Source organism: Bacterioplanes sp. CLAM21 (assembly GCF_059641015.1).
The window spans coordinates 2,501,492-2,525,561 of record NZ_CM184929.1 but is presented as its reverse complement, the minus strand read 5'-3'; the positions used below and the strand labels follow the sequence as shown (position 1 = coordinate 2,525,561).

General features: G+C 49.8%; 19 protein-coding genes. 16 read left to right on the top strand and 3 right to left on the bottom strand.

The features are described 5' to 3' along the window. Positions 1 to 10: 10 nt before the first annotated feature. Entirely contained in the window at positions 11 to 658 is a 648-nt protein-coding gene (locus AC55FS_RS11670; protein ID WP_496932426.1) for a flagellar biosynthetic protein FliP, read from the top strand. Positions 659 to 927: 269 nt separating this feature from the next. Here the strand turns inward: AC55FS_RS11670 and AC55FS_RS11665 are convergent, their stop codons facing one another. Beyond that, positions 928 to 1,800, bottom strand: a complete 873-nt coding sequence (locus AC55FS_RS11665; protein WP_496932425.1) for a LysR family transcriptional regulator — start codon at positions 1,798 to 1,800, stop codon at positions 928 to 930. Between the two features lie 158 nt (positions 1,801 to 1,958). Here AC55FS_RS11665 and AC55FS_RS11660 point away from each other — a divergent pair, with 158 nt between their 5' ends. Beyond that, entirely contained in the window at positions 1,959 to 2,819 is an 861-nt protein-coding gene (locus tag AC55FS_RS11660) for an SDR family oxidoreductase (RefSeq protein ID WP_496932424.1), read from the top strand. Between the two features lie 71 nt (positions 2,820 to 2,890). After that, positions 2,891 to 3,319 (top strand): hypothetical protein, encoded by a 429-nt coding sequence (locus AC55FS_RS11655; protein WP_496932423.1) that lies wholly within the window; start codon positions 2,891 to 2,893, stop codon positions 3,317 to 3,319. Positions 3,320 to 3,683: 364 nt separating this feature from the next. On the opposite strand, the gene rapA is transcribed toward AC55FS_RS11655, so the two are convergent. After that, entirely contained in the window at positions 3,684 to 6,431 is a 2,748-nt protein-coding gene (gene rapA / locus AC55FS_RS11650) for an RNA polymerase-associated protein RapA (protein ID WP_496932422.1), read from the bottom strand. 300 nt (positions 6,432 to 6,731) lie between these two features. Then, complete coding sequence (locus AC55FS_RS11645; RefSeq protein WP_496932421.1) at positions 6,732 to 7,874, bottom strand: sigma-54 interaction domain-containing protein; 1,143 nt, start codon at positions 7,872 to 7,874, stop codon at positions 6,732 to 6,734. Positions 7,875 to 8,259: 385 nt separating this feature from the next. Between AC55FS_RS11645 and AC55FS_RS11640 the strand changes: the two genes are divergently transcribed. From AC55FS_RS11640 to AC55FS_RS11580, 13 genes are all read left to right on the top strand, one after another. After that, positions 8,260 to 8,640 (top strand): hypothetical protein, encoded by a 381-nt coding sequence (locus AC55FS_RS11640; RefSeq protein ID WP_496932420.1) that lies wholly within the window; start codon positions 8,260 to 8,262, stop codon positions 8,638 to 8,640. Between the two features lie 104 nt (positions 8,641 to 8,744). Then, positions 8,745 to 10,625, top strand: coding sequence for a type VI secretion system contractile sheath large subunit (gene tssC, locus AC55FS_RS11635; protein WP_496932419.1), 1,881 nt, complete (start codon positions 8,745 to 8,747; stop codon positions 10,623 to 10,625). A 36-nt stretch (positions 10,626 to 10,661) separates the two neighbouring features. Next, entirely contained in the window at positions 10,662 to 11,273 is a 612-nt protein-coding gene (locus tag AC55FS_RS11630) for a type VI secretion system tube protein Hcp (RefSeq protein ID WP_496932418.1), read from the top strand. A gap of 17 nt (positions 11,274 to 11,290) precedes the next feature. After that, positions 11,291 to 11,644 (top strand): GPW/gp25 family protein, encoded by a 354-nt coding sequence (locus tag AC55FS_RS11625; protein WP_496932417.1) that lies wholly within the window; start codon positions 11,291 to 11,293, stop codon positions 11,642 to 11,644. 21 nt (positions 11,645 to 11,665) lie between these two features. Beyond that, the gene (gene tssF / locus AC55FS_RS11620; protein ID WP_496932416.1) at positions 11,666 to 13,483 is read left to right on the top strand and encodes a type VI secretion system baseplate subunit TssF; all 1,818 of its coding nucleotides are present in this window, start codon (positions 11,666 to 11,668) and stop codon (positions 13,481 to 13,483) included. After that, positions 13,447 to 14,514, top strand: a complete 1,068-nt coding sequence (gene tssG, locus AC55FS_RS11615; RefSeq protein ID WP_496932415.1) for a type VI secretion system baseplate subunit TssG — start codon at positions 13,447 to 13,449, stop codon at positions 14,512 to 14,514. The genes tssF and tssG overlap by 37 nt, the downstream gene beginning before the upstream one ends. Beyond that, positions 14,511 to 14,984 carry a hypothetical protein gene (locus AC55FS_RS11610; RefSeq protein ID WP_496932414.1) on the top strand — a complete coding sequence of 158 codons (474 nt, stop codon included), beginning with the start codon at positions 14,511 to 14,513 and terminating at the stop codon, positions 14,982 to 14,984. The genes tssG and AC55FS_RS11610 overlap by 4 nt, the downstream gene beginning before the upstream one ends. Before the next feature lie 4 nt (positions 14,985 to 14,988). Continuing rightward, positions 14,989 to 16,407 (top strand): type VI secretion system baseplate subunit TssK, encoded by a 1,419-nt coding sequence (gene tssK / locus AC55FS_RS11605; RefSeq protein ID WP_496932413.1) that lies wholly within the window; start codon positions 14,989 to 14,991, stop codon positions 16,405 to 16,407. A 3-nt stretch (positions 16,408 to 16,410) separates the two neighbouring features. Beyond that, entirely contained in the window at positions 16,411 to 17,172 is a 762-nt protein-coding gene (locus tag AC55FS_RS11600) for a DotU family type IV/VI secretion system protein (RefSeq protein ID WP_496932412.1), read from the top strand. A 19-nt stretch (positions 17,173 to 17,191) separates the two neighbouring features. Then, positions 17,192 to 21,310, top strand: a complete 4,119-nt coding sequence (locus tag AC55FS_RS11595; protein ID WP_496932411.1) for a type VI secretion system protein — start codon at positions 17,192 to 17,194, stop codon at positions 21,308 to 21,310. After that, the gene (tssA, locus tag AC55FS_RS11590) at positions 21,288 to 22,418 is read left to right on the top strand and encodes a type VI secretion system protein TssA (protein WP_496932410.1); all 1,131 of its coding nucleotides are present in this window, start codon (positions 21,288 to 21,290) and stop codon (positions 22,416 to 22,418) included. Before AC55FS_RS11595 ends, tssA begins: the two co-directional genes overlap by 23 nt. Before the next feature lie 15 nt (positions 22,419 to 22,433). Beyond that, the gene (locus AC55FS_RS11585) at positions 22,434 to 22,739 is read left to right on the top strand and encodes a hypothetical protein (protein ID WP_496932409.1); all 306 of its coding nucleotides are present in this window, start codon (positions 22,434 to 22,436) and stop codon (positions 22,737 to 22,739) included. Positions 22,740 to 23,023: 284 nt separating this feature from the next. After that, complete coding sequence (locus tag AC55FS_RS11580) at positions 23,024 to 24,034, top strand: GNAT family N-acetyltransferase (RefSeq protein WP_496932408.1); 1,011 nt, start codon at positions 23,024 to 23,026, stop codon at positions 24,032 to 24,034. Positions 24,035 to 24,070: the final 36 nt, after the last annotated feature.

The following is a 24,070-nucleotide window of genomic DNA, read 5'->3' as shown; positions in this document are numbered from 1 at the left end:
AAGGTTAGTTATGTTCGATTTTGCTGCATTGGGCGACAGTAGCGTGTCAGAACCGTTAAAGCTGTTTTTTGCTTTTGCGCTGCTGGGTGTTTTTCCGGTTTTTTTGGTGACTATGACGGCTTTCACTCGAATTGTGATCGTGCTATCCATGTTACGCCAGGCCTTAGGGTTACAAAACACCCCGCCCAATATTGTCATTATTTGCATATCACTCATGCTGACGGTGCTGTCCATGAAGCCATTGATAGTGCACTTTGATGAGCAGATTTATCCGGCAGTGACGGCGGGTGAAATGTCCGATATAGAGGCCGCCACTGAGATGAAGTCACTGCTAATGGAGCAAATATCATCTCGGGTACGCGCTGACGATTTAGCCTTTGTCATGGAAATCACTGAGGCGAAAGAATCGGAGGCAACCAGCATCTTTACTTTGGTTCCTGCGTACATGCTCAGTGAACTTCGCATTGCTTTCGAAATAGGCTTCTTGATTTTAATACCGTTTTTGCTGATTGACATCGTTGTGGCTAGCGTGCTGATGTCGGTCGGTATGATCATGTTGCCACCGCTGGTTATCTCTTTGCCCATTAAGTTGTTGGTGTTCATCTTGGTTGATGGTTGGAAGCTGGTTATCGAGTCTTTATTTAAAACCATTGTTTAAATGGCATGAATTGTTGCCGCGATTGAGAACTTTGCTGCTGAAGTCGGCTGTTTTTATTCAGTGTTCTTTGTCGAGCAACTCACAAGGCTTGTTGAATAATCCGGTAGCTAGGCCAGCAGCACCGCTTAGAGAAGGGCGGGCTCGTTATCGCTGCCCTCATGCATCTAAATTACCAGTTGCCGGTGACAGAGCAGCTCCGTCCCGACGATTAGATATATTGTATTTTGATAGCCTGTGTTGTTAAAGCTTGCAGCAGGCTAATGATGCGGTTATGCAACAATTCCCGGCAGCAAATGCAACTCTCTGACTTTGCTCTCAGCAAAGTCCATAAAGGTTTGCAAAACTTTAGATTTATAGCGGCTTTCGTCATACACCATATAAAAGCCAATTGGTTCAGGCCACAGTGATGGGCAGACGGGTGTCAGTGCTCCTTCCTCTATGGCCTGATAAACATTATGTGTGCTGGTATACACCACGCCGAGTCCAGACAGTGCTGCCTTTACCCCCTGGTTCGGTGATTCCAGCAAGATATTGGGCGTCGGTGAGTATTGGGTGGGTTTATTCTTCCGAGTTAATAGCCAAGGAAAACGTTTGCCTTGTGCGCCTATGCCAATGGTGCGTTGCTGTGTTAGCCAGTCAAAACTGTCTGAATATGCTTGGCGTTTTAGATACTCTGGTGAAGCAAATAAGCCATATTCAAGGCTAAATATGCGTCGTTGATGTAAGCCAGAGTCAGGTAAAGGACCTTGGCGAAAGGCCAAATCAATACGGTGCTGATAAAAATCCAGATATTCGTTACTGCCGACGACCTCAATCACCAATTGCGGATAATATTGCTGATATTCAATCAACCAATCCGTTAGCGGGAACTCAATAAATTGATGCGGTGCCGTGAGTCGGAATTTACCCGACACCTCTCCCTGACTATTGACCCAGTCGAGCACCGTCAGATACTCACGATCCAAATGACTCATCAAGGCTTGCAGCTCTTTGCCCGCAGCCGTTAGGCGCATATTGCGTGTATTGCGCACCAGCAATTGCCGACCGATGTCTTTTTCCAGCTGGGCAATACGGCGGCTGATGGTGCTGGCAGGTTGACCTAGCTCGGTGGCGGCGCCGCTAAATGAGCCCAATCTAGCCACAGTGACAAACCATAATCCCGCTTGAATATCCAAATAATGCCTGCCTCATTCGATCATATTTGAGAATCTGAAAGTCACTTTAACCCATTATTGCGCCAATCATCCAGCGTTAGACTGCCCCGGTGTTAGCAAATAATCTAAACAAGAGGGAGCAGAATATGATTAACACCGTCGCCGTTATTGGTGGAACAGGCATGCTGGGCAAGCCAGTGAGTGAACAGTTTGCCAAGGCGGGCTATCGCGTCGTGGTGATATCACGCCATGCCCAAGCATCGGCAGCCCATTTTTCTGATGAACTGAGTCTGATATTTCGTGATGTTGATATCTTTAATCATCAACAGTTACAGGAAGCGTTAGCGGATGTGGATGCCATTCATATTAATCTCAGTGGCAATTCACCACAGACCTATCATAAGCATCATGTGCAGGGCACAGCAGCCATATTGCAGGCTAAAAACGCTAAGACTCAGCTTATTAGCATGATTTCGACGGCAACCGCCTATCGGCAAAATGATTTTCGCACGGACACTAAGGCCAAGCTCGAGGCGGAAGAGTTGCTTAAAAAAAGTGGGGAGAACTACATGGTTTATTTGCCCAGCTGGTTTTTTGAAACCCTAGACTTGCTGCAGCAAGACAACACAGTCACGACCCTGGGTGAAGCTAGCCAGCCGCTCCATTGGCTATCGGCCAATGACTTCGCACAGGCGGTGGTACAGAGCTATCAGCAAGCCACTCTCTACAATCGTCGTCTGACCTTATTGGGGCCAGAGGCTTTTAACATTATTGAAGCGGCGAATAGATATGCATCGGTCATGGGCTATCAGCGTGCCCATATGAGCAATGACGAGGCCTTAAACTACGCGCAAGAGATGCAGGACGATACCCTGTTTGATGCCATTGACTTGCTGGCCTACACCGAAAAAGTTGGCGAACATCCACAGTCACAGACCTTGGATCATCCGCTGGTAGTGGCAGAAACGTTAGATGAGTGGCTAGCGGGAAGGATGGTAAAGGCTTAAACACTAGAGCAGTTTCTAGTCGTACGTGGATATGCCATGATTATTCAAATTGTCATCTAATTGGGTTTAACATGTCTTCATTGTCAGTGGAACATGAGATGTATTCTGCATGGCACAAATCCATTGAAAGCTTGTTTGTCGATGTTTTGAATTGTGAATACCCCCAATACCATCTAACTCAAATAAGTAGCTCGCTATGGGAGGTTATGAGAACTGAGAAGCTGGAGGTGTTTATACTGGAACTAGTAGAAGGCGAACTTGCGTATATTGGTGATGAATGGCATGTAGATTTCCTTCTTACTGATGGTGAAGAAGAGCATGCAAAGCTTGTAGTTTACTTGGCAGGTAATGAGTCTAAGGTCGATATCGATCTTTTCTGCAGTGCTGCTAGACTCGCATGCCTTTTTTATCGAGCTCATATAAATGCCGCATTTGATTCGTTAGCACATATTGTTATGCTAGATGAGTTGTGCCTGCATCATCTCAAAACTTCCCACTAGCAACTATATTGTTGTTTTGCGCATATTATATAGCTGAGGCTATTACACACATACCAGCCAGTTATCACCCCGTCAAAAGGCAGCGTTTACCAGCAGGTGAATGCAGTCAATGCCCAAATGCAACTTTCGCTGGGTGTCACTGGAGTTATACCGTAAATGGTGAGTTCTTTGACCGAACATGATCGTAGCCGAAAGCCAGTTGCTGAGTGATAGACGATTGCAGGTGATTATCAGCTTGATATTCAAAGCACATCTACTATTGGACTCTAAGGCCATCCCCACCTGGGATTAATAAAAACCCGGCATAGCCGGGTTCTTATTAAAAGCACTTTGGAGCATTGCTCGCGGCTAGCGGCAACTGCCGTTAGCCGCAAAACACCAAACGTACCGAATCCAGCAATAGCTGCGATTCATCGATGGCTGCCAATACCGCATCACGTTCTTGGCGAACAGTGTCTAACATCATTGGGGAAATGTTAGCGTTATGCTGTGCCAATGAATCCAATCGGGCAAGGCGATCTTGGTAGGCTTCTTCGGCTTTGCGCTTGGCCACCAACACCATTTTGTCCAGCTGGGCGGCACCCATTTTTTCCAGTTTCAGCAGCAAAGGCTCGATTTCTGCCGTACGCTGCTCAATCAGGCCGCGAGCAGTGCCTTTTTTCAGCGGCAGGGCAAAGCCTGGCAGCGCCTCTGGCTCATTGACCTTCAGGTCGCCGGCTGGCGTCATCATCAAATGCATGGCATTAGGCGGTAAGTAGCGCTCGACCTGCAACGCGCGTGGCGCTGGGCAGCTGGCAACAAATTGCAGCTGTAAAAACACATCGCCGGTATCGTGCGGATGATCTTCGATATAGCCCACCGCCGCATTGCCACTAGGGCTGGTTAAAATCAGCTCCAACGCTTGGTCAATAAAGGGGTGTTCCCAGCTTAAAAACTGTACGTCGTCGCGTGACAGTGCCACCTCACGGCTGGTGGTTGCCATAAAACCATCGGCGGGCAAGTGCGGCATATCCGGTACTTGCATATGATCACCCGGCGCCACGGTAAAGCACTCGCCGCCTAGATCGGTGATTTCAACACCAAAGGCATCGGCAAACAATTCAAGAAAATCGTTCAGCTCGGCTTCGTCTTCGATATGGGTAATGGTCATATCGCGCGCCAAGGACTTGGCTTTGCCCGGGCGACAGGAGTGCATTTCTAATAAGCGGTCACGGCCCGATTCCAGCTGTGCCAGTAATGCTTCACGCTGGGCAGCAATATCCTCCAGCAGTGGCTCTAAGTCACCATCGCTTAACAGAGCCTCGCGAATATTATCACGCTGTTGCTCTAGTAGCGGCTGGGCAGCGGGATTCGGTGCTCGGAATAAATCAAAACCCTGCTGCAATAAGGTCGCCCAGCGCTGGCTAATATGACCTTGATACACAGGAATATGAATCTGAATATCGTGTTTTTGACCAATGCGATCGAGGCGACCAATGCGTTGCTCAAGCAAATCGCAGTTAAAGGGCAGATCAAACAGCACTAGGTGATGGGCAAACTGGAAGTTACGACCTTCGCTTCCAATTTCTGAACACAGTAATACCCTCGCACCTTGCTCGTGGTCGGCAAAGTAGGCAGCAGCGCGGTCGCGCTCAACCAGATCCATATGTTCATGGAACACCGCCGCTGGTAGGGCATATTGATCCCACAGGTGCTCTTCTAGATCGAGCACGGTTTGGGCGGAGTGACAAATCAGAATGACTTTTTCTTTGTCAGTCGCTGCTAACAACTCGGTTAGCCACTGTACGCGAGAATCTTTTCCACACCAGTTAAGCTTGCCCTTTTCTGGCACTAGATCATCGAGGCTATGATTTTCAGCAAATTCTGCGGCTGGCAGCTCACAGATGCTGGTTTGACGCTGGGGGAAGCCGCTGACACCGTGGCGGGTGTTGCGATACAGCGCCCGGCCCGGGCCAAAGCGGTCGATAAGGGCCTCTAATTGACGATCGCGACTGTCGCTGTCGGCCAGGTCTGGCAACTTATCGCTCAGTGCTTGCTGCTGCTCCGACGTCAGTGGCTCATCGCCACATAAGGCAGCGGCTAGATCAGCAATCGGCTGATAGGCCTGCTGCTCTTGCAGGAATTTACCTAAAGACGGGTAGCGCTCTGGGTCGAGCAGGCGCAGGCGGGCAAAATGGCCTTCCACCCCCAGCTGTTCTGGTGTAGCCGTCAGCAGCATCACACCCGCGGTACGACAGGCCAAACTTTCTACCAGGGTATAGGCGCTGTCTTGCTGTTCTTCACTCCACTGTAAATGGTGCGCTTCGTCAACAATCAGCATGTCCCATGGGCTGCTTAACGCGGCTTGCTGTAACACCTCTTGATCGGCCAGCGATACCGGGCAAATAAACAGCTGGCCGCCAGCAAACATATCGTCGCCATCGGCCAGCGAGCCATGATTGATCACACTAAAGCGCAAGTTAAAGCGGCGAATCATCTCCACCAGCCACTGATGCACCAGATGATCTGGCACCAGAATCAACACCCGCTGTAGGCGCTGCTGCAGTAATAAGCGATGCAGCATTAAACCGGCTTCAATGGTTTTACCTAAGCCTACTTCGTCGGCCAACAATACCCGTGGCAAGCTGTCTTGGGTGGCTTGCTCAGCGATATATAGCTGATGAGGCAATAAACTGGTTCGTGCACCCAGCAGACCGTAAAATGGTCTCTGGCGTAATTTGCCTAGTTGCTGCAGCGCCACCTGACGCAGTTCGTATAAATTGTTGCGGTCGATCTGACCGGAAAACAGACGGTCAACCGGACGGTTTAGCTGAATACTGCCGCTTAAATGCGTTTCAGGAACGACACGTTCGCCATCGCCGTAAAAGACAATGTCATTTTGCTCATCCAGTTCTGCCACCGTCATCACGCTGCCATCCTGCAGAGGCACCTGATCGCCTACTTTAAAGATCACACGGCTAAGAGGGGAGTTCTGGCGGGCATAGGTGCGGCTCTCATCAATTACCGGGAAGTACACGGTAACCATGCGAAAGTCGACACTTTGGATCAAACCCAGTCCTAGATCAGTCTCTGCTTCACTGATCCAGCGCTGGCCAACACTAAAGTCGCTCATCGTCTGTTGCTGTCTTCTGTTTGTCACTTTGAAAAGGCGGCGAAGTCTAACTGATGAGTGGGCAAAATCCCATGCATGATGAAGGATTTACTGTCAACGTCGTGGTTACAGCAAGGCTTGTGGTGCAAAACTTAGATGGGCCAGCAAGGTAACAACAAAGGTAACAGCTGGCCGTGGCCGGTGTGGGGCTTTATGCCCCGCGCTCAGGACCATTTGTGTTGCCATGGCGGACGGCAGCGGCTGCACTGTCAGTGAATCTGCAGCCCAGCACAGCGATAACAGGAATACGCGTACGACGCTTTACTCGGTAGTGATGATGACCTTTTTAACGTCGTATTTTTTCACTAGCTTGCCAAAGGCGCGTCGATCTTTGCCACACATGGCCGCAGCACGGGTGATATTGCCATCGGCCAGTTCCAGTAAGTGGACTACATAGTGACGCTCAAACTGTTCAATGGCCTGGCGTTTGTCATCGGAAAAGTTAAAGCGGGTTTGGTCTGCAAAAGTCAATTCACAAGCGGTGGTGGCTGGCAGCTCTGACCCCTCATCGGACATCGATATTCGATCCAATGGCGTATTGGTCAACTCAGGTTGCCAGTGCTCAATATCAATGACCTGGCCAGGGGTGAGTAAAAACAGTCGATGCAGGCTATTTTCCAGTTCACGCACATTGCCATGCCAGGGTAATGTGACCAGCTGAGAAATCAACGCAGGGGAGACCGACTTCGTCGGCATTTGATACTGGCTGGCAAACTGATTAAGAAAGTGGTTGATCAGCAAGGGAATATCTTGGCGACGTTGCCGTAAAGGTGGCATGTGTACCGCAAGAATATACAGCCGGTAATACAGGTCACGCCGGAATAACCCTTGCTCAACTCGTTGCAGCAAATCGCAGTTAGAGGAAGCGATCAGCCGTGCCGATGAGGTAAAGGTCTTTTCTGAGCCTACTGGACGGAATTCAGATTCCTGCAAAAAACGTAATAAAGAAGCCTGAGAGGTGAGTGATAAACTATCAATCTCATCTAAAAACAATGTCCCTTTATCGGCTTCTACCAACAGGCCTCGCTTCTCCTGCCTAGCATCGGTAAAGGCGCCACGTTTATGGCCAAACAGTTCGCTGGCAAATAATTCTGTGGTTAGCGTGGCGCAGTTTACTGCCACAAAAGGATAGCCAGCGCGATCCCCGCAATAATGCAAGCCCCGCGCTGCCAGCTCCTTACCGGTACCGGTTTCGCCAGTAATCAGCACTGGCGCATCGTACTGGGCTTGAATCTGAATGCTCGATAATGCCTGCTTTAGCTGAGCGGATTGTCCCACCATATGCAGCTGGGCGGTGGGCCAGCGATCGTCGGTTTTCATGGGATCGGGTGGCAAACCTTCTGCTACGGGTGATTGCGAGAAGGTGCGAACTGAAGAATCTGAGAGCAACTGAGCGTCCTCCATGAAATCTGCTACGACATCCGTTTTAGGAAAATATATACGCCTAGCATGATGACCAGGCTGACCCATCTCAATATCACTTGGGTCTATAAAACGACGTTTGACTAAGTTAATGGCAAGTTCAATGCCAGCTAAGCGAGGCTAGCAGACAAGCTTGCCAATACCATGGAAAAAGATAATTTTCACACTAACGACTGGTAAGCGGCTGATATTTGTACGGGGTGCATTTGACCCGGTGGGTCAAACAGCACCCACACTGATATCCCGGTCGATATGTCATCCTGACCTTAGTTTTTTATTGCAATCGAAGAAGTGCATGGCCACACAAAAAGCACCCGGTAAATAACCACCCAGCTGCGTCAAATTTGTCGCCTTTTTTGATGGATTATTGGTCAGATATTGTTTTTTAGGTCAAGTTCAAACGGATTTTATCGGCACACCATTAATTGGCATCGCCATTGCTAAATGCCCAAATGCAGTACCAGTTTACTTCCTCGAATTCAGTGATGGTGCCCACGTGAGCGAACACAACCAAAACGACCACAGTCTTTATGTCGCCAGGTTAATAGAGAACTACCTGCAAGCTCATCCCAATGCCATGGATAGCTTTGAAGGCATACGACGTTGGTGGATAACGGAACAAAAAATCCATGAATCCGCCTTCTCAGTACAAAATGCTCTAGAAATCTTGCTTGATAAAGGCGTGGTGGAGGAAGTCGGGGGTGGCTTCTTTAAATGCGCGGACAAACAACCGACTGCTCGTCATTAAGACGAAGCCAACTGTCATATTAATATTGTGAGGAAATAATTTTGGAAAGTGTACAAAAGAAACTATCCAGGGTTAGATCGCCAAGGGTCCACATCACTTATGACGTGGAAATCGGCAATGCGATTGTCCAGCGCGAACTACCACTGATTGTCGGCGTTTTAGCTGACTTGTCCGGTAACCCAAAAGATCCACTGCCACCGTTAAAGGAACGTGATTTCGTAGACATCGACCGTGACAACTTTGACTCAGTCATGGAAGGCATTAATCCGCGCCTGACCATGAAAGTAAAAGATGTCATGGCGGATAAAGACGATGCCACCACCAATATTGAGCTGTTTTTTACGGGTGTTGACCAATTTGGTCCACTAGAGCTGGTACAGCGTATCCCGGTCACTGCCAAACTTTACCAAGGGCGTATTCACTTGCGTGATTTCCTCGCCAAGCTGGATGGTAATGACGCACTTGATGATTTAATGACCCAGCTACTTGACGACGAAGCCCTGCAAAAAGAAGTCAGCGCGGTGTACGACGGCGCAGAAGATTTGTCGACAGTTGAGCCCAGCGACTTTATGAAAAAGTTGATGGACGAAGGCGGCATGGTGTTAGACGAGTCACAGCGTTCTTATGCGCTGGCGTTGATCGGCCAGTTTGCTCTCGATATTTTGTCAGAAAAGAGCACGCAGAAAAGTGGCGATGCTGCTGATCGCATGAATGATCGCATTTCTGAAATTGATAACCTGCTGACCCAGCAAATCAATATCGTAATGCATGAACCAGGCTTCCAGCAGCTGGAGTCTTCCTGGCGGGGCTTGCATTACCTAGTCATGAATACAGAGACTAGCACTCACCTTAAACTCCGCCTGCTGAACGTTTCTAAGCGCGATTTGCTCAAAGACTTGCAAAAAGCATCCGAATTTGACCAAAGCGCTCTGTTTAAAAAAGTATACGAAGAAGAGTTTGGTACCTACGGTGGTGACCCATTCAGTGTGCTGCTGGGCGACTATGAGTTTGGCCGTCATCCAGAAGATATTGAATTGTTGGAGAAAATCTCTGGTGTCGCCGCAGCGGCTCATGCGCCATTTATTAGTGCTGCATACGCCAAGTTGTTCGACCTGCAGGATTATTTCCGCCTGTCGCAACCACGTGATTTGTCAAAGATCTTCGAAAGTGCTGAGCTTATTAAGTGGCGCAGTTTTCGCGATAGCGAAGACTCACGTTATGTGTCATTAACTCTGCCTAAGGTACTCATACGCTTGCCTTACGGGCCTGAAACCGTGGTGGTCGATGGCTTTGACTTTAAAGAAGATGTGGATGGTACCGACGCCAGTCGCTACTTATGGGGAAACCCTGCCTTTATTCTCGGTCAGCGAATTACTAATGCTTTTTCAAAACACGGCTGGCTAGCGGCTATTCGTGGCGTTGAAGGTGGTGGTTTGGTTGAAGGCTTGCCGGCTCATACCTTTAAAACCTCGGCCGGTGATGTGCGTTTAACCTGTCCGACCCAGGTTGCTATTACCGACCGTCGTGAAAAAGAACTGAACGATTTGGGCTTTATGGCCATTTTGCACTGCAAAGGCACGGATAAAGCTGCGTTCTTTGGTGGCCAGACCACCAACAATCCGAAGAAATACAACACCGATGAAGCCAACGCCAATGCGCGTACCTCCGCTATGTTGCCGTATGTCCTTAACGCCTCGCGTTTTGCCCATTACATCAAGGTGATTATGCGCGACAAAATTGGCTCGTTTTTAACCAAAGACAATGTTTCCGCTTATCTCAACACCTGGATTGCCAACTACGTGCTGATTGACGATGGCGCTGCCAATGAAATCAAAGCCCGATATCCACTGCGAGAAGCACGCATTGATGTGACCGATGTGCCCGGGAAACCAGGCTCATACAAGGCCATTGTGTTTCTGAAACCGCATTTCCAACTGGAAGAGTTGTCCACATCGATTCGTTTAGTGGCCGACATTCCTGGTTAGGCTTAGCGCAATTATTAATGCAATCTGGAGCATGATATGGATCTTATTTTGTTAGAACTGGGCGATGCTGCCTTAACCAAACCAAAAGGCAATGACGTCGCTGCTGGTGGTTCTTTGATTGACGGCCTCGATGAAAGTTCGGCCGATTGGCAAGCCGTGACCGCTAACCCTGGCAACCTAGGCTTTGATGCCAGTAAATGTGTCGAACTGGTGTCGATCAACCAAGGCATTCAACAACAGGTCACCACGGATGTGAGCAACAGCGCTCGCACCTCTGGTCGTCCCATTATTTCCGACTTTACCTGCGTGAAATACGTTGATGTTACTTCTCCTAAACTGTACGAGCACTGTCTGAAAGCCAAATTGCTGGATGCCAGCGGTGCGCCTTGCCGCATTCATGTGCTGCGTAACTCGGGTGATCGCCTCAACCTGTTGATGCAATTTGAGCTAACCCAGGTATTGATCAGTGAAATTCAGTTTCAGTCGCACCCCAATGATATGGCGACAGAGCAGTTTAAATTGAACTTTACCGAAATTTCCTGGGTGCATTGCTTACAAGGTCCTGGCCTGGAGAACAAAGGTCATGTGGCGACTGGCTGGAGTGTGGTTCGCAACCGACCTATCGCACCAGGCTCGTATACCTTGTAGTTATTGCAGGCACAACGATGAACCGGACGTTATTAGAAAAACTCGATAGCCGCTGTCACCGCCAGGACTCAAAGCAGTCTATCTGCCAGCAGGTTCAGCGCATATTGACGACGCGTTGCTATCGCTATGCCAAGGATGGCACCGGTTCATACGTTACTGCCTTCGGTATTCCCGAACTACTTGAGCAATATGCGGGGGACAGCAGCGCGCATTTGCATTTTCGCCAGTTAATTCGCCAGCAATTGTTGGCATTGGAGCCAAGGCTTAGCGATGTGGAGGTGAAAACCATTCATGCCCATGCACTGCAAGCCAGCTGTCAGTTGGTACTACATACCGAGCAAGGCCCCATTGAAGAATTGTTTTTTTTCTGATGTGCAGGATTTGAGGCAAACATGAGCGCAGACATTCAGTCGTTTCAGCAAGAGCTGCAGGCACTGAGGCAATCGGTGGAGGCCTTTAGCGATGCCTACCCGTCAGTGGCTTCAGAGCTGAGGCTTAGCGCTGGTCATTCTGCCGACCCTCATGTTGAGCAGTTACTGCAGTCGTTTGCCTGGCTAACGGGACGCTTACGCGCAGATATGCAGCGCCAGCGTTATCAAATGCCGAATCACTTACTGCTCAGTTTGTACCCAAATCTGATTCGTTCCATTCCCAGCATGACCGTGATGCAAGCTAATGTACTGACTGACGGTGCTAGCTTTATTAATGGCTATCAGCTCGACAAGGGGCGGATCTTTAATGCCCACAGTAAGTCCAGGCGTTTAGGCGACGGCCTTGATCAAAAAAAGGTCTCGTGTCGCATGCAGTGCTGTTACGACACCCCATTATGGCCTTTTGAGATTGTCGACATAGCCACCAAGCCCAAAAATATTTTTCCTTTTCTGGATCGCAGGCCAGATGTGCAGGGAGTGCTGTCGATTCAAATTCGCAGTAATGGCACCGATCCGATTTACGAATATCCACTTGAGCGGTTACGTTTTTTTATTAATAAAACCGAGCTGCGCTCACCTTTACATCAGCTGCTGAGCAATCACTTTGGTGGCGCGGCTTTGCGTGTCGGGCAAGACTACTTTCCGTTAACTCAGGCCGATGTCGACTGGTTAGGATTTGACCGGCGGCACAATGTGCTACCGCAGCATGAGGGTAGTCATGAAGGTTATCGGTTATTACAAGAATATTTTTTCTTCCCAGAAAAGTATTACTTTTTTGAAGTGACTGGCCTTGAGTCTCAGCATATTACCGATGAATTTGAGCTGCTGTTATTTCTCGATAGGCTCGATACCTTGCCAGCCATCGATAAAACCAGCTTGTCGATCAATAGTTTTCCGGCCATCAATCTTTTTCCAGCGACCTTTAAGCCGGTACAGCTCGATCAAAGTCAGTATGAATATCGCTTGTTGGCCGATGAACGTCAGTATGGTCAGAGCGAAGTGCACAGTCTGGATGAAGTCAAAGTGTTGTCGGCAGATGGTGCTATACGTCAGGCAGAGCCTTGGTTGGGTGGGGCGGGGGCATTTTCGCCACGTCATCAATTGCGTTATTTAACGCGGTTGGCGCCGACTATATCGCCCGCCACACACGGTTGTGACACCTTGATTTCGCTGCAGGATCAAACCTTGTGTCCCGCCAGCCCGATAGACCAAACACTAAGTGTGAATGGCTTATGCAGTAACCGAAACCTAGTGGAATCACTGCGTATTGGCGATCGCATGCAATTGATTGGCGCTGGTGCCATGCAAGATGCGCAAATTGTGACGCGGCCAACGCTATTTAAACCGGCGCGCTTGCAAGGTCAATCTATGGTGCAGTTGTTATCACAGTTGCACCTAAACCTACGCTCTTTAGTCAGTGGTGATTCAGAGCAGGTGTTACGTCGCTTGCAACAGCTGTTAACCCTATACAGTGATCCTATGAACCCCTCCCATGCCAAGCAAATAGAAGGCATGGTGGCAGTCACTGCCCGTGCGTCGGTCAAATGTTTGGGGCCAGATGCTTGGCGCGGCCATTATCGCGGTACTCATATCAGTTTGACGCTGGATGAGCATTGTTTCGAAGGGGCCAACCCCTTGCTATTGGCACAAACCCTCAGCCATTTTTTGGGTCTTTACACCACGCCCAACCATTTTGTGCAGTTACAACTATTGAGCTATCAACGAGAAGGAGTGTGGAAGCAATGGCATCCGCGTATTGGCGAACAGGTCATTCTGTAAGCACATTATTGCAAAGCAAGAGTGTCGGCTGGGATTTCCTACAGCTGGTGCGCTTATTGTTGACGGCGGCTAATGGTGACAAAAATAGCGATGTTCTCGCCGTTGATGACCAGCAGTGGCTAAAGCAGCTCGATCAATACATTCATTTTGGTTTATCACTGGATTCTGATTTTCCGCCGGGCGAAGTGCGTCACCTTAATTATGAACCCCAACAGCCCAGTCAGCTGACGGCCATCCATGGCGGACTCATAGCCCCTGATGGCCCATTACCTGAACCCTTTGTTGAATGGTTGCGTGATCTGCAAGAGCAGGGCGACCGTGCCATGCTGGACTTTCTGCAGTTGTTTAACCAGCGCATGCTGGCGTTGCGCTATTTAGTCCACAGAGACCAGTGCCCAACGTTAATTGATACGCCCGCTGAGCACAGCAGTAGCGGTGAGTTTTTATTGGCCTTGGCAGGCAATCAGGGCACTGCAGAGGATGTCGATGATGATCTAGCACTGGCTGGATTATTTGCCAACTGCCGTATGTCACTGCCGATAGTGCGCCATTTATTGCTGTTCTCACTTGGATTGAATTTGCGCGACATGGAACATTTACAGGGCGGTTGGCTGACCCTCGATCCGCAGGATGTGTGTTATTTGGGACAGCAACAGGGCTGTTATCTAGGTATGGATACGATGCTCGGTCGCTTTGCCTGGGATCAACACAAAGGCGTACGTTTTGTTATCGGCCCGGTGGATTGGTCAAGGCTGCAACAATTAATCCCTGGCGGTGAAGATCACCAGCGGCTGGTGGATTTATTGAAGCGTATTAGTGATTGCCACTATGACTGTCGTGTCAGTTTATTTTGCCCACAGGCGCAAATACCCGATTTACGCCTGGGGCAAGGGCCACAGGTTGGCCCTGATATGTCATTGGGTCTAACCGCTTTTTTACCAGTATCACTCGAGCCTGCATCGAGTGAATTCCAACATAGCCTGCAAGGCGATGAAGTCGAAGTGAGTTTTTGGGTGGAGAGTGCCGCATGAAACGAATCAGTCTAATGGTGTTAATCCTGGTATTGCAGGCCTGTTCCTCCAATACCCCTAAGCCACATGCCAATGAACTATTGCAGGTGGATATAGAAGCCAACGCGGATAGCAACCGTAACATCGCCACGGCCATGGATCTGGTGTTTGTCAAAGACCCAGAAGTGGCCAAATTGCTCAATCAATTGACTGGGCCTCAATGGTTTGAGCGTAAAGCGGAGCTGATGTTGCGCTACGCCAACTCCATTTCAGTGGCAGCGTTCGAAGTGGTGCCGTTAACGCTGGAATACCAAGTGCCACTGCCCAAGCAGTATGACGATGCGCCCAATATTTTGCTGTTTGCTAATTATCTGGCCAGTGAAGGCCAGTACGTCAGCGAGCTTACACCGTTTAAGCACCTGAAAATCCGTCTGCTTCGTGATCAGTATCAGCTCATTGAAGTCAATACTGCGATCACCAAGGAGGACTAAAACTATGGCTATTTTATCAACCGGTCAAAGCAGCCTGGTTCGCAGTGCCGCCAATGACGATGGTGCACTGAAACGCTTACCGAATCCTATTTGCTGGCATCAGGGCATGCTGTTATCGCCACAGCATTTCCAGCAAAATCACCTCTATTGGGAAGAACAGCTACGCCAGCGTTTGTCGTTATTGCAGCCTCATTATTGGGGGGTCGCGCAGTTACAGTTGGATGACACAGCATTATTAGAAGGCAAGGTGTTAATTAACCATTTGGTGGCGGTTATGCCGGATGGATTGCTGGTCGATTATCACGGCTCTATTGAAGAGCCTTTACAACTGGAATTGGACATGGCACTGGATAAAGAGCCAGTGACCATTCAGCTGGCGGTGCCTATTCAAGTACCCGGTAGTGCCAGTGGCCGCTCAGAAATTCAGCGCTATGTTAGCCGTGAAGATCGCCCCAGGGTAGATGAAAACACCGGTGACAACGAAGTGGTGATGCCAAGGCTGGTGCCACGTCTGTCGTTGCAAAGTGGTGATAAAGTCAGTAATCGTTATGTCGGCCTGCCACTGTTTCGTGTGGTCAAGCCCGAAGGCGGTAATATTCAACTGGATGCGAATTATGCGCCGCCACTGCTGGCCGTATCAGCGGATGCTTTTCGTCGCTGTGGTGATAACAACAGTAAAACCTTGCTGCAGTGGTGTACGCAATTAGCCTTAGCCATTCGACAAAAAGCTCGCCAGCTGGCTGGTTTATCCGAGGATGGTGAACACTTAGGCCGACATATTGCGCAGCGCCATCATCGTTGGATACGCGCTATGGTGCAGGAGCTGGCCAGTTTTGAGCTGGCTGCTAGCACACCCTCTACCACACCGTTTGAGCTGTATCAAAGCTTGGTGCGTTTAGCTGGGCCCATTAGTGAGCTTGATCCAAATGCGATTCCACCGGCATTTAAGCCCTATATTCATGACAACGCTTTTCCTGGTTTTATGCAGGTCATCCGCTACGTGCAACAGCAGATTAATCATGTCAATTTGCACTACACCACCTTAAGTTTCGACGAAGAACGCAGTGGCTATTTCACCTTGGAATTCGATAAGGCTTGGGAAGGTCGGGACTTGTTAATTGAATTACGTCCCAGCGCCAAAGTCTCAACCGACGGTTTGGTGCAATGGCTCAAAGCCAGCCGCATCGCGTCGGCCAATATGCATAAAGTGCTTATGCAACGACGTCTACTGGGTGCCAAGGCAGAGCGTATTGAGCGCGACGAGCGCAGTGAAATTGAACCCGCTCAAGGCAATGTTTTATTCAGGATCAAGGCCGATAAATCACTAATCAGTGCCGGAGCTAAGCTGCTGATTACCTGTACCAGCGAGCAACAGTTTGACCAGCAGCCGGCAGCTATCTTGCTGCATATGCCACATGAGTAGCTTATGAATTCTTATCAATGGACGCCTTCGGCGGTATTGCAACAGCAATGCAGCAGCAGCGACCCAGTGCGTTTGATGAGCCACTTTTATCAGCAGGTGGTTACCATCAAGCAGGAACTAGAAAGTCGCGAGCTGCAGGAAAATATCAGCCGTGAGTTGAAAATTAATCGCCCTCCGAGTGATGAAGAGGTGGCTGAGGCTGTGGCTCTTAGGCTACAGCGCTGGGTTGAGCGTTGCAGTAAACAGCTGCGCCAGGTGCTCACTGATCGTGAGTACCGTTTGGTACGGCAAGCGATGTTTGTCATGGTGGCACTGGCTGACGAGTTATTTATTTTCAATGTCGATTGGCCGGGTCGCAGCTTGTGGCAAGAGTTGCCACTAGAGCAGCGTATTTTCCGTAGCAGCTACGCCGGAGAACGATTTTTTTCCGGCGTGGCATCTTTATTGCGGCTGCGCAGTTGGGATAACCAGCAGCAAAACCTCGCGGCTGTGTATTTATTCGCCATGCGCTTAGGTTTTTGTGGCTGCTTTCGTGATCAGCCAAAACGTTTGGCCTATGTTCGTCAGCAATTGTACAAGCGTATCCGCTCCAGTGATGAAATGGAGGTGGTTTGCCCTTCGGCCTATCTCAATGTGCTGTCCAGCAGCGAAGAGCGACGCTTGGCCCCCCTCGATGGCTGGTATCGGCTGATGGCGTTGGCAACCCTAGGGTACTTGGCCAGCAGTTGGGGTTTATGGTGGATGCTGCAAGGAAGTTGGATATGAAAACACAGGGGAGAGCAGCATGAGCGGTTCTTGGCAGCAGTCAGTGAGTGAGCAATGGCAGCGGGTTGAAAGCCTGTCGCAGTCGATGTGGAGCGCCTTGGAGCAACGTTTGCAGCCTTTAATTAATCAGCTAGAGCCCATCTGGAGTGATCCATTGTGGCAATTTGTTGGGCTGGTTATCGGTTTGTTATTGCTAACCTATGTTGTTTATAAAGTTGGCCAAATTCTGTGGGATGGCCTGTTATCTCTGGCTTCAATTATCAGCAACCTGATCGGCAAACCCTTTGCTTGGCTGGAAAAGAAATTACAGCAGCGCCAGCAAAAAAAACAGCAACAGCAGCAGCAACAAACAACACGCTGGCGTTGGTTAAGTCGGGTGCATGTGCGCCAAGGTATCGATGTTGTACGCTACCTGACCACCCGCCGAGACTGGCGTTACCGCACCCAATGGCACTTACTCACGGGTCTTGATGGCAGTGGCAAAAGCCAGTGGGTAGACAGCATTGCACACAATACTCGAACGCATTTATTAGCACGTGAAAAGCAGCTGATTAGCGATGGCAGCCAATGGCGCTTCTTTGATCAGGGCACCATCATCGAGGTAGAACAAGAAAAAGACTTTCCGCACATTGTTGATTTGCTGAATTTCTACCGCCCAGAGCGCCCGGTCGACGGCATTATTCTCACTCTGTCGGCGCGGCAACTGGTGGCAGCCAGTGATCCCACCGAGCAACGTCAGCTAGGCGAACGCTTGTATCAGCAGTTGTGGCAGATACAGCAAAAAACCGGTTTTGTGGTGCCTGTGTATGTTCAGCTGACTCAATGCGATTTAGTCCCAGGGTTCGAAGCATTTTGGCGTGCCCGTAGCAAGGATCAACCGAAAGAAATGTTTGGCTGGTCCAATCCTTATCGTATGGATGAAGCCTATTCCGATCAGTGGATTGACGAGGCGTTTGATACCCTAATCAACGGTGTGCGCAGTGGTCAGTTGGCCGTTGCCGCCCAAGGCGGTGATATCGAGGATATTGACGCCTTTATGCTATTTGATCGTGAATTGACGCAGCTTCACGCACCGTTAAAAGCGGTGTTGTCGTATGCCTTTAGCCGCAGCAGTTTTCAAGATGCGCCGCCACTGAGGGGCATTTGGCTGAGTGGGCTGATCAACGGTCAGGCGGCGCCGACGGAAGATTTCTTCTCACAAAAACTGTGGCCCGAAGCCAACTTGGCGTATCCGTTAGAGCAGCGCCGTTTTTCGGCCAATCGCATTTTACGCCGAATGCAGTACGCCTCGTTGGCAATGCTGATATTTTTCTGTATGGCACTGGCCTTTGACAGTCATAGGTTGTATCGCTACAGCACAGATACCGAAGGCTGGTGGCAAGAGATCACCAACCGTAAAGACGATTATTGCGACGCCGGCGGCGAGCGCACCTGGTGGCTATTAACGGCACTGACGCGTATGAGTCAGCAGCCTAATACCCTGGCGATCCCAGCTTCATGGGGTAATGGTCAGTTAGATACGTTGCAGCAAGCCGTTGCCCAACGGGTACTGCCTGAGCGTTTATTTAAAGGCATGGAATGTCGACTGCGCCAACGTGCCGATGAGTTACGCAAAAATCACTTTAAGCCGCTGTCGAGCAACGCTGATTTAAAACAAGCCAATACACGACTAACAGGCTTTATTAACGATTTAAGCGAGTATCAAAATGCTCAGCAGCTCTTTATTGAGCTGGCTGCCCCCACCAGTGATGGCAGTCATATCGATGACGATCTAAGTCACTTATTACGCTATTTGTACGACACCGCTATTCCAAGCACCATTCGTTTTGATAGCCCTTTGATCGCCGGTGCGGTAGAACGCGGCTCCTATGATCATCGTATCCGCCAGGCAGATATGCTAGAGCCCGATCGGCAACTGTCTCAGTTGTACCATTTGTCCTCTGCGCTGCATGAGCAGCTGATAGCCACCACGTTAACACCACCGGTGAGTCGGTTGCAGCGTGCTTTTATGGCCTTGTCAGACAGTAGCTATCAGCGTGAAGACAATGATATGGAAGCCGCACTGCAAGAATTTGAGCAGTGGGTGGAATACGTACAACATTATTGGCTTATTTCGGGCAGCAATAACAGTCCTTGCGGCCAGACGCTCGCTCGACTGCAAACACTGCAACGGCAACTGTTAGATGCAGGCTACCCAAGCGCTCCGTTAGCTGCCAGTGTGCACCACTTTAAAACTGAGCAGTGCGATCAGTTTATACGGACTCGTTTAGCGCGAATGAACATAGCCCCACTGGGTGATATGTTTGTTTTAGGTGAGGCAGACAAACTGGTACTGACGCCTGCATTAAAACACTGGGTTGATCAGTTTGCTGCGTTGGAATCACTGCCTTTTATTGCCAATCCGGTGGATACCAGTGTTGAAAGCGTCACAGCAGCACAGGAGGCTAAGCGCATTGTAGTCGGCTGGCAGCGAGATAGCCTGATTCAGGCCATGGATGCGATCTTGGCCTACCAGGCATTCAAAACTCAATGGTGGCAGCAATCGGCGCCTTTTTATGCCACCGCGGTGAATCAGCATTTGCGCTTATCGATTGCCAGCTTAATTGATCAGGCACAGATATTTAAAGTGGTGAATAGTACAGCTTTACTCGACAGCAATGATGAAGAGTCGCAGCTTGCCGCCAGTGTTAGTAGCTTTCAGTCCGTTAGCGCCAGCATTAAGCAGCTCATGGCGTTGCTGAAACAAGAGGGCGATGAAGCCAATCTGGCGCTGCTTAAAAACGCCAGCCAGCGCTTTGCCAGACAACAGCTGAGCCAGCTCGACCAATTAGTAAAAGACAATCGTATCTATCTGCCACTGCCTGCACCGCAGTGGGCCAGTGAGAACTTCGCTGCGGCTTTATTTAGTTATCCCAGTGAAGCGGAAATGGATAGTTATTTGCAAAATCAGCGTCAGCGTTTGAGTTATGTGGCGACCTTGTATGCCAAACCAATGGTAACGTTTTTGGTCGATACCCAAGGCGTGAGCAGTACCGACACATCGGCTAATCGTTGGCTTGATACCTTGCGCGATATGCGCCGCTACGATCGTCAAGAACCCGGTAACCATGTACTGGCGCTGGAGCAATTTGCTGGCTCGACCCTAGTGCAGCTCAATGCCGCAGACTGCAACCAATGGCTTAAACAACCCGCCGCCGCTCATCGCTCGGGCGGGTTATTTGCCACCCGACATTATCGCATAGAGCGACAAGTGCGCAGTTATTGTCAGCAATATGGCAAAAACACCGTTATTAAACGCTATCTGGCCTTAGCGGAGCGATTTAATCGTGAACTGGCCGGGTATTTCCCCTTTGCTAGTTTGGAGCAAGCTGGCAGACAGGACATTAGCCCAGAAGTGCTGACGTCCTTCCTAGAGGATTATCGCCAGCAGTGGGGCCAACCAGTACAGGGAAAAACCTTATTGCAAGGGTTAGAAGAGCTGGTTTCGGCACAGCCGCAACTGGCATTAGATGGCTGGCTTGAATTTGTTCGCCAGCTCGATCAGTTGGCCGGGCTATGGCAGCAATCTCAAGACGGTAAAGGCATGCCGCGGTTTAATTTGGATATTGAGTTTGCAGCCTTACCTCAACAGTCTCTCGGTGTTCGTCAGATCGTGCAATGGACGCTTAATAGCGGCAGTGAGCTGCTGACGTTCCCTAACGGCCAGCAGCAAGCCAACTGGGTGCCTGGCGATGATTTACAGCTAACGTTGCGCTGGGCCAGTGGTTCTGAATTTAGACCCGCTCGCAACAGTGAGCATCCGGTGCAGATTAATGACAAACAGCGTACCGCGGTATTTAACAGTCGTGGCCGCTGGGCGCTATTTGAATGGTGGCGACGCTATGCTCAGAGCGACCACGTTGGTCAATCTACCCAGTTAATGTTTGAAGTGCCCGTGGTTGGGCATGGCAAAAACAGCCAGGCTGCACCAACGTCTTATCTCAGCAAGGTCAACTTATTGGTCGATGTGTCGGCTATTCACGATGGTCAGGCCAATAGCGTCAGTTTGCCTATTCAATTACCCGTAACAGCGCCGGGCATTCCCGGTGATCTGTCGCAACCTGGAGGAAAGAGCCTTGCGACTTCCGAGCAACCTTGAGCCGACCGATAATGCCGGACTGAGCCAGTACATTGAGTCTTTTTATGGCTACAGCCTTGAGCAATTAATGGCGCCCATTGCCGATAATCCCGTGGGTGAATCGGTACGCCATAACGGCGTCTATTTTGCCATTAAAGAAGCCAGGCGATCAGACGATCCGACCCTACCACAAGGGGTATGGACCCACGATTTAAAAACTGCCGATTGGGAGCAGGTCGAAAAGACCGCACTCAATGCCTTGTGCCACAAGAGCAAGGATCTGCAACTGGGTGTGTGGTTAATGGAATCCAGCATTCACCGTTATGGCTTTGCTGGCGTTGCCCCCGCTGCGATATTGATCCGCAGTTTGTGTCAGTGTTATTGGGATTCGATGCACCCACAAATGGAAGATGGTGATATTGAATTCAGAACCAATCCGATTAATTGGATCAACGAAAAACTGTCGCTGCAGCTGCGTCTGGTACCGCTCACCAATGCTGATATTGATTCAAAAGAAATGTCCTGGAGTGATTGGGAAAACACTCAACGTTATGAACTATTAAAGCGCCAGCAGCAAGAAGCGTTTGATTGGAAAGGCCCCACGGCAGAGGCCTTTAAGCATCATATGGCGGCTACCTCGAAGGAATTTTTGCAGGCCTTAAGTGCCGACATCAGTGACGGTGCTAGAGCCGTCGACGAGCTGATGGAATGGCTAGACGATACTTGTGGCGAAGACAGTCCTAGCCTGACCGAAATCAGTCACTTATTGCGTGATATTTCACAAATGGTGGGCTCAGAATTACAGCGTCGTGGTGTCAGTATGGCCAGCGAAGATGAGGAAGATGCCGCTGCTGGCAGTGCCGACGACCCTTTAGTGCCTCCAGCCGCTGGCGGTCAGGGAGGCAATGGCCCGTTAAAAAGTCGCGCCGATGCCTTCGCCTTGCTGTACAAGGCAGCAGAGTTTTTGATGCGTGATGATCCGCACAGCCCTGTGCCGTACCTGGTGTACACCGCATGCGCCTGGGGAGAAAAAACAGCGCCCGATTTATATCAGGAGCTGTTTTTACAAAAAGGCGGGCAACTCAATATTTTTGAAGTGATGGGGCTGGATACTAGCGAGCAACGATAAATAGAGGATAGGGATATGCCGGAGACGCTTGTTGATGCGACACAAATGCGCGCCTTGATCACCCGCGGTGGTCGAAGTCTGGATGACGCTCACCATCAGTTTAGCCGCGACAGTCGAAATGGCCGTACACAAATGGAAATTGTAGGGCATATGCGTGGTGCTAGGCAGCGCCGCGCCAGTGTCACCAACTTTCATATGCATGGTGGTCATTTAGGGGCCATTACCCATACCGATCGCACCGGCACTACCTATCGAATGAATGCCCGAGATCACAGTGGCAGCACCAGAGATTTGACGTTTCAAGCCCATGGGCGTGGCTAGGGCCTGTTAACACTATTTCGATCACACTGTTATGAACTGAAAACCCCTCAATTAAGGCGCGAAGAGTGATGTTTAACGAGTTAAATGAAAGATGGGCAACACAGACTGAGGGGTTTTCAGCCATACCCCGAAGGGCTGCAGTCCGTTTTTCCCTGAGTCGCGTTATTCGTTACTTATTTAACCCGTTAAACCACGCTCCTCATGCCTTACTCAAGAAAAAACTGACGTGCAGCAGTAAAGAGCTAAATAGTGTTAGCAGGTCCTAAATTGGCGGATGCAGCTAAATGAACAGTGCTTATTTATTAAAGCAACAAGTAAGTAACGATTACAGCGAGGCACTGCTGCGAGCCATTAATCAGCCGATAGAGCAGCAGCAACGTTTGGTATGGATGCAGCAGTCTAGAGAACGCTGTCAGCAGCAGGAAATATCTATTCAGGAGCGACAATTATGGCAGAAGCTCAGTCAACAGCTATGTGATTGGCCAATGCTGAAGGTTTGGCTGGAGCCAGACTTGTCGCTGTCTTCGACACAAAGCCGCGAGCAGTATTTTCAAGCACTGCAATTAGCAACCCATGCCAACTGGCAATTGCATGACCTGGCTGCTCTTGAACAGCTACTGACACGCTTAAATCTTTATTTTCCCGGGCAAGACTGCCTAGATTGGCAGGCGTTTGAACAGCTCTCCAACAGCGGCATTCATTGCGGCAATGAGCTTGTTTTAAGGCCTATGCGCGCTAATGATCTGGAAAGCTTTTTTTGGCTCTATGAACAAGACATTGCTTGGCGCTGCAACCTGCCGATGTTTGACAACCAGGATCAATGGCTGCAGTGGCTGTTGGAGCAGCAAGCCAACGGCGCTTGGCTGTTTGCCATCATACATCAGCAATGGGGAATGATGGGTGCCGTGAGCATTGAAGTACACAACGGTAGCGGTTTTTTTTACTACTGGTTAGGTCGGGATTTTCAGGGCTATGGCTTTGGCCCCGCGGCGGTATCGGCGGTATTGACTTGGGCGCAACAGTGCATCGGCCTTGAGCAATGTTTTGCCAAGGTATATGACCATAATCAGCCGTCGCTGTATGCCACCCAATCTTTGGGCTTTAAACCACTGGCATGCAGTCTCGCGCCACCTTATGACAACGAAGTTTTATTTTATCTGGCGGATCATCAGGACCAAACACGGTTGTTTGATCAGTTACAACAATTGATCACTGCCATGGGCTGTGAGTATTCATTGGTACCTTCTCTAGAGTCATTTGTCGGACTTTCAGTTGCTACACCCATCGTTCGTTAACCAAAAAGGAGAGTTGATATTTTTCTTGCTTCGTTT